Source organism: uncultured Azohydromonas sp., from assembly GCF_937926365.1.
Classification (GTDB): domain Bacteria; phylum Pseudomonadota; class Gammaproteobacteria; order Burkholderiales; family Burkholderiaceae_C; genus Azohydromonas.
On the sequence record NZ_CALAOH010000236.1, the window covers coordinates 1 to 6600 of the forward strand.

A 6600-nucleotide genomic window follows, 5' to 3' on the forward strand; every position below is an offset into this window, starting at 1 on the left:
GAGCGCAACCTTGCCAAGGTTGAGGTCGCGAGTTCGAGCCTCGTTTCCCGCTCCAGTTGTCCGTTCAGTCAGTTCGCTCACAGTCCCCGGTCGCGGCGACGCGTCCGATCCCCCGCGGGAATAGCTCAGTTGGTAGAGCGCAACCTTGCCAAGGTTGAGGTCGCGAGTTCGAGCCTCGTTTCCCGCTCCAAATATTCGAGAAGGCCGGCTTTCTGCACAGGAAGCCGGCCTTTTCCGTTTCCCACGCGCGGGGGCGCGAGGGCCGGGGCAAGCGGTGCAGGCCCGGGCTCGCCCGGGGGCCATTTGGGTACAGCGCTTGCCACCTCGCGGGGCTGCCTCAACCCCCTGCTGGAGCCTCCATGTTGCGCGTGCACCCCGAACCCTTGAGACGGGCCCGTGGCCGTCCGCTGCTGATCGCCGCCCTGGGCGCGGCCCTGCTGTGCCAGGGTGCCGCCGCGGCGGACAAGCTCGATCCCAAGACCGGCACGCGCTACAAGGCTGACAAGGACATGGCCGCCGTGCTCGATGCGCTGGCGGGGATGAGCCCGAAGCCCATCGAGACGCTCAGCGTCGAGGAGGCGCGCAAGCAGCCCACGCCCGCCGATGCCGTCATGGCGGTGCTCAAGCTCAAGGAGAAGGAGACCGACCCGGCCAAGCTGGTGTCCGACGTGATCGCCACCGACCGCACCATTCCCGGCGCCGCGGGCGCGCTGCCCGCGCGCGTGTACACACCCAAGGAGGGCGGACCGCATCCGGTGATCCTGTACTTTCACGGCGGCGGCTGGGTGCTGGGCAGCAAGGAGGCCTATGACGGCGCGCCGCGCGCGCTCTCCGGCCTGGTCAAGGCCGTGGTGGTGTCGGTGGACTACCGGCTCGCGCCCGAGCACAAGTTCCCGGCGCAGCACGACGATGCGCTGGCCGCCTATCACTGGCTGGCGGAGAACGCGGCGCAGCTCGGGGGTGATCCCAAGCGGCTGGCGCTGGCCGGCGAGAGCGCGGGTGGCAACCTGGCGTTGTCCACCGCCATCTCGGCGCGCCAGGCCAACATGACGCCGCCGCAGCACGTGCTGGCGGTGTACCCCGTGGTGCAGCTCGCCAACTTCGACACGCGCTCGTACCGCGACAGCGCGCAGGCCAGGCCGCTGAACAAGGCCATGATGGGCTGGTTCGCCGACAAGGTCTTCTCCTCGCCCGGCCAGAAGCAGGACCCGCGCGTGGACCTGCTGCACGCCGAGCTGCGCGTGTTGCCGACGGTGACGCTGATCAATGCGCAGATCGACCCGCTGCGCAGCGACGGCGAGCTGCTGGAGCAGGCGATGAAGAAGGCCAACGTGTCCTTCAAGAGCCAGACCTTCAAGGGCGTCACGCACGAGTTCTTCGGCATGGCGCCGGTGGTGGGCAACGCCAGCTCGGCGCAGCACCTCGCGGCCAAGGAGCTGCGCCAGGCCTTCGAGCGCTCGCTGCGCGTCTCCGACCACCGCCCCACCGAGACCAAGGTCGAAGACAACAAGCCCGCCGCGAACAAGAAGTAGCCCGCCGCGGCCGGGTTGGGATAAAAAAAGCCCCGCGCTGCGGGGATTTTTTCGAGGTGGCCCGTGGCGCGGGCCAGCGTGGAAGCGAGGGCCTGATCAGGCCTTGGCGGCAGCCTTCTTGGCCGCGGCCTTTTTCGCGGGCGCCTTGGCGGCGGCCTTCTTGGCGGGGGCCTCGGCCTTCTTGGCCGGTGCGGCGGCAGTCTTGGCAGCCGCCTTCTTCGCCGGCGCGGCGGCAGCCTTCTTGGCCGCGCCCTTCTTCGCGGGCGCCTTGGCGGCGGTCTTGGCCGCCTGCTTGGCCGCGGCCTTCTCGGCGCGGGCCTTGGCGAACTTCGCATCGACCATGCCGGCCAGCGTGGTGGAGGGCGAGAACTTCACCAGCTTGCGCGCGGCAATCTTGATCTTGTCGCCGGTGCTGGGATTGCGGCCCACGCGCGCGGCGCGCTGGCCGATCTTGAAGCTGCCGAAGCCCGAGATCGCCACGGGCTTGCCCTTCTTCAGCTCGGTGCACAGTGCATCGATCACCGTGTCCAGCATGCGCGCGGCGGCAGCCTTGGAGAGTTCGTGTTTTTCAGCCAGCAGGGCAGCGAGATCGTTGCGGTTCATGCGGTTTGAGCGTGTTGAAAAGCCCTGATTGTGACATTGCGGGCCGGCACTGCTCCACCGCCCTTGCTTCCGGTTGCGAACGCAAGCAAAGGGCCGCGACGCCCGGCGTCCCGGCGCTGCTCGCGCGGCACACCTTGAAGGCCTGCGCCGCGACGGCGTTTTTTCGCCGGCCGGCTTCAGGAATGCCCGCGCCGCGGGCGCGGGCGCGCCGCTTGCAGCGCGAGGGCTGCATCAGCTGTAGCCTCAGGAGGCGCCATGACGCAAGCCGATCCATCCCGTCCGCCGTCCGCCGCGCCCGCTGCGCCGGCAACCGCGCCCGCCAATGCCACCGCCACGCCCGAACCGGTGGACTGGGCCGAGGAATCCACCGTCGGCGAGGAGGACCCGGGCGCCAGCCTGGACCTGGCCCTCGACCCGCCGCCCCAGTCCCCCGCCGACGCCCCCGCGCCGCCGTCCCGTCCCGGCGCGGGCTGAAGCCGCCGGCCGGCCGCGCGATGCGGCACGGCGACGGCGGCGCCGCCGTGCCGTCTGTCCGTGTTGCCCACAAGCGCGGGAATGCTTATGGAACTTAGGATGCGGGCCTTTTTGACCAAATCATGGGAGTTCTGGAATGGGTTCGTCCAGCCACGAGGGCACCGCGGCCCTGGACAAGGCGCTGGATGTGCTCGATGCCATCGGGCAGGCGCCGCAGGGCCTGAGCCAGGCCGAGCTGTCGGCGCGGCTGCAACTGCCGCGCACCACGCTGTACCGGCTGCTGGCCGCGCTGGTGGCGCGCGGCCTGGTGCGGCGTGATCCGTTGCGCCGCGTCTACGGTCTGGGCCTGCGCTGCTTCGAGTACGCCCGCGCGGCCTTCGCCATGCCGGACCTGGTGGCCGCGGCGCAACTGGAGTTGCGCTCGCTGCGCGACCTCACCGGCGAGACCGCCTACCTGTGCGTGCTCGACGGTCTGGAGTCGCTGCTGCTGGAGCGCTGCGATGGCGCGCACAGCCAGCGCTCGGCCTCGGCGCTGGGCCAACGCAAGCCGCTGCACTGCACCAGCCAGGGCAAGGCGATGCTGGCGGCGTTGCCGGCGCCCGCGCGCGACGCGCTGATCAAGGAGCTGCCGCTGACGGCGCAGACGCCGCGCACCATCACCGACCGGCGCCGGCTGCAGGCCGAGGTCCGGCTCGTGGCCTCGCGCGGCTGGGCCATCGACGACGAGGAGATCGTGCCGGGCGTGCGCTGCGTGGGCGCGCCCGTCGTGGATGGCGAGGGCAAGCTGCGCGGGGCCATCAGCGTCGCCGGCCCGGCCTTCCGCCTCACGCACGAGCGGCTGGAGTTGCTGGGGCCGGAGCTGGTGCAGGCGGCGCGCCGGGTGGGTGCGCAGCTGCAGGCCGCGCGCGCCGATCCCGCGCCGGGCGAGGCGGAAGCGGTCGAAGGCGAGCGCGCCTTCCACGGCGCCTTCCCGCGCTGGTCGGCGCGCCGGCAGCGGCTGCTGTGGGCCGACGCCCTGGCGCCGGCCGTGCACGCCTGGACGGCCGAGAGCCATGACCGGGTGCTGGGTGACACCGATGGGCCGATCGAGTCGCTGTTGCTGCACGCGCGCGGTGCGTTGCTGGTGCAGGCCGAGGGTTGGCGGCTGCTGGGCGGCGCGGACGATCCGCCGTTGCCGCTGTCGGGCACGCCGCGGCGGCGGCTGCTGGCCGCTTGCGTGCGAGAGGACGGCTCGCTGTGGGCCTGCGCCGCCGAGGGCGAACGCTGGCGCGTGGCGCGCCTGAAGCCTTCGGGCGAGTTCAGCGGCGGCTGGATGCTGGGCGAGCCCGTGGCGGCGCTGGCCTGGAACGCGCAGGGCGCGCTGGTGGCCGCCGCGCCGGCCTCGGGCACGCTGTACCGGTTGGAGGCGGGCGGTCCCGGTGGCGGCGTGCGGCGCCTGGCGACGGTGCCGCGCGCCTCGGGACGGCTGTCGGGCCTGGCGGTGGATGCCGAAGGGGGCGTGTGGTCGGCGCTGCGCGAGGGCTGGAGCGTGGTGCGCTTCGGCAGCGACGGCGCCGTGGACCGCGTGCTGGGTGTGCCCGTGCCCAACCCCACCGACCTGGCCTTCGGCGGCCCCGGGCTGCGCCAGCTCTTCGTCACTAGCGCCCGCGACGGCGTGCCGCTGGAGACGCTGGCCAACGCGCCGCTGTCGGGCCGGCTGTTCCAGCTCCAGCCCGGGGTGGCGGGGCTGCCGCTGCATGAGGTGGATTGGCCGGTGGATTGAGGGGAGGGCGGGTTCGGCAGCGCCCGCCCTCAAGAATTCCACCGCAGCGGCCGATGCCAAGGGGTTCCCCCTCGCGCCGCCGCGCCGGGCCTTCCCGCGGCGTGATCCATGCCCTTCGCCGACCTGTCGCTGCCCGCCCGCCTGACCCGTCCGCGCCCCGCGCTGCTGCTGGCGCTGGGCGTGCTGCTGGCCGGGCTGCTGCTGTCGGCCGTGGCGGCGACCTGGCTGCACCGCAGCCTGGAGGCGCAGGCGCGGGCGCGTTTCGAGCTGTACACCCAAGGGCTGCAGGAGGAAGTGCGCCACCGCTTCGAGCACGCGGCCGGCGAGCTGTACGTCCTGCAGGCGCTGTTCGCGGCCCAGCCCGCCACCGACGCCGCCGCTTTCGGCCGCTTCGTCGCGGCCTGGCGGCGCACGGGCACGGCCGGGGAGGCCGTGCGCGGCCTCGCGTTTGCGCAGCGCGTGGCGCACACCGGCGCCGCGGCTTTCGTCGTGCGCCACGCCGAGCCGCACCCGGCGCTGCGGGCCCTGGCGGAGCTGGACCTGGCCCGGCAGCCCGCGCTGCGCGAGGCGCTGGAGCGCACGCTGCGCGAGGGCACGCCCGCGCTGGGCACCGGGCTGGCGCTGCCGGGAGACGCACGGCCCACGCTGCTGCTCCTGCTGCCCATGGAACGGGCGATGTCCGCGCCTCGGTACGGCGCGCCGGCGGGGCTGCTGGTGGCGGCGCTGGCGGTGGAGCCGCTGCTGGCCGGCATGGAGGAGCGCAGCGCCGGCCGCAACCTGGACTTCGAGCTCCTGGACGGCACGGACGCGCAGGCGCCGCGGCTGGCCGTGCATCGGCTGCAGAACCCGCAGCCGCGCTTGCGCACCGAGCGCGTGCTGAGCGTGGGCGGGCGGGCGCTGCGCCTGCGCATGGCCAGCAGCGCCCGCTTCGACGCCGAGCACGCGCCGTCCGCGCCCTGGTGGCTCGCCGGCGGCGGCGCGCTGCTGAGCGCGCTGCTGGCCTTCACGGCCTGGCTGCTGGCGCGCGGACGGGCTCGCGCGCTGGCGCTGGCCGGCGACATGACGGCCGAGCTGCGCCGCGCCCGCGACGAGGCCCTGGCCGCCTCCGACGCCAAGTCCGCCTTCCTGGCCAACACCAGCCATGAGATCCGCACGCCGCTCAACGCCGTGCTGGGCATGCTGGCGCTGCTGCGCCGCAGCGGGCTGGACGCGCGCCAGGCCGACTACGCCGCCAAGGGCGAGGCCGCGGCGCGCTCCCTGCTGGTGCTGCTGGACGACGTGCTGGACCTGTCCAAGGTCGAGGCCGGCAAGCTCGCGCTGGAGCCGCGGCCCTTCCGGCCGGCACGGCTGTTCGAGGAGCTGGGCGTGCTGCTGCAGGTGCCGCGGGGCAAGCCCGTGGCGCTGCGCCTGGTGCTGGACCCGGCCGTGCCGCCAGTGCTGGTGGGCGACGCACTGCGGCTGCGCCAGGTGCTGCTCAACCTCGGCGGCAACGCCGTGAAGTTCACGCCCGCGGGCGAGGTGGAGGTGGCGCTGCGGCTGCTGGAGCAGGGCGACGCGGCGGCGCGGCTGGAGCTGTCGGTGCGCGACACGGGCATCGGCATCGACCCGGCGCAGCAGGCGCTGATCTTCGAACCCTTCACCCAGGCCGAGGCCTCCACCACGCGGCGCTTCGGCGGCACGGGGCTGGGGCTGAGCATCTGCCGCCGCCTGGTGGCGCTCATGGGCGGCGAGCTGCGGGTGGACAGCGCCCCGGGCGTGGGCAGCCGCTTCCACTGCCGGCTCGATTTCCCGCTGCCCACCGCGCAGCAGCTGGCGGCGCTGGCCGAGGAGGCGCCGCCGCCGCTGCCCGAGCGCGCGCTGGCCGGGCTGCGGCTGCTGGTGGCCGAGGACAACGCGACCAATCGCCAAGTGGCGCAGGAGCTGCTGCAGGCCGAGGGCGCGCAGGTGGTGCTCGCGGCCAGTGGGCGCGAGGCCGTCGAGGCCGTGGCGGCCGGCGCCTTCGACGCCGTGCTGATGGACCTGCAGATGCCGGAGATGGACGGCCGCGCCGCCACCGCGCGCATCCGCGCCATGCCCGGGCTGGAGCGGTTGCCCGTCATTGCCGTGTCCGCCAACGCCGCGCCGGCCGACCGGGACGCCTGCCTCGCCGTGGGCATGGACGATCACGTCGGCAAGCCTTTCGACCTGCGCCAGCTCGTGGCCGTGCTGCGCCGGCACACCGCGCGCGAG

The 6600-nt window shown here is 73.8% G+C and carries 5 protein-coding genes and 1 tRNA gene; 5 read left to right on the forward strand and 1 reads right to left on the reverse strand.

The window, feature by feature from the left end:
- Window positions 1-114 precede the first annotated feature (114 nt).
- Window positions 115-190 (forward strand) — tRNA-Gly (locus Q0741_RS26240).
- Between the two features lie 169 nt (window positions 191-359).
- Window positions 360-1532 (forward strand): alpha/beta hydrolase, encoded by a 1173-nt coding sequence (locus Q0741_RS26245; RefSeq protein ID WP_298236145.1) that lies wholly within the window; start codon window positions 360-362, stop codon window positions 1530-1532.
- Between the two features lie 96 nt (window positions 1533-1628).
- Here the strand turns inward: Q0741_RS26245 and Q0741_RS26250 are convergent, their stop codons facing one another.
- The gene (locus Q0741_RS26250) at window positions 1629-2135 is read right to left on the reverse strand and encodes an HU family DNA-binding protein (protein WP_298236146.1); all 507 of its coding nucleotides are present in this window, start codon (window positions 2133-2135) and stop codon (window positions 1629-1631) included.
- Window positions 2136-2390: 255 nt separating this feature from the next.
- On the opposite strand from Q0741_RS26250, the gene Q0741_RS26255 reads away from it, so the two are divergent.
- The 3 genes from Q0741_RS26255 to Q0741_RS26265 form a co-directional block, all read left to right on the forward strand.
- Entirely contained in the window at window positions 2391-2609 is a 219-nt protein-coding gene (locus Q0741_RS26255; protein WP_298236147.1) for a hypothetical protein, read from the forward strand.
- Window positions 2610-2745: 136 nt separating this feature from the next.
- A complete protein-coding gene (locus Q0741_RS26260) occupies window positions 2746-4371 on the forward strand; it encodes an IclR family transcriptional regulator C-terminal domain-containing protein (protein ID WP_298236148.1) in 1626 nt (541 codons plus the stop codon).
- Window positions 4372-4479: 108 nt separating this feature from the next.
- The coding region (locus tag Q0741_RS26265) for an ATP-binding protein (RefSeq protein ID WP_298236149.1) at window positions 4480-6600 on the forward strand (2121 nt) is incomplete at its 3' end.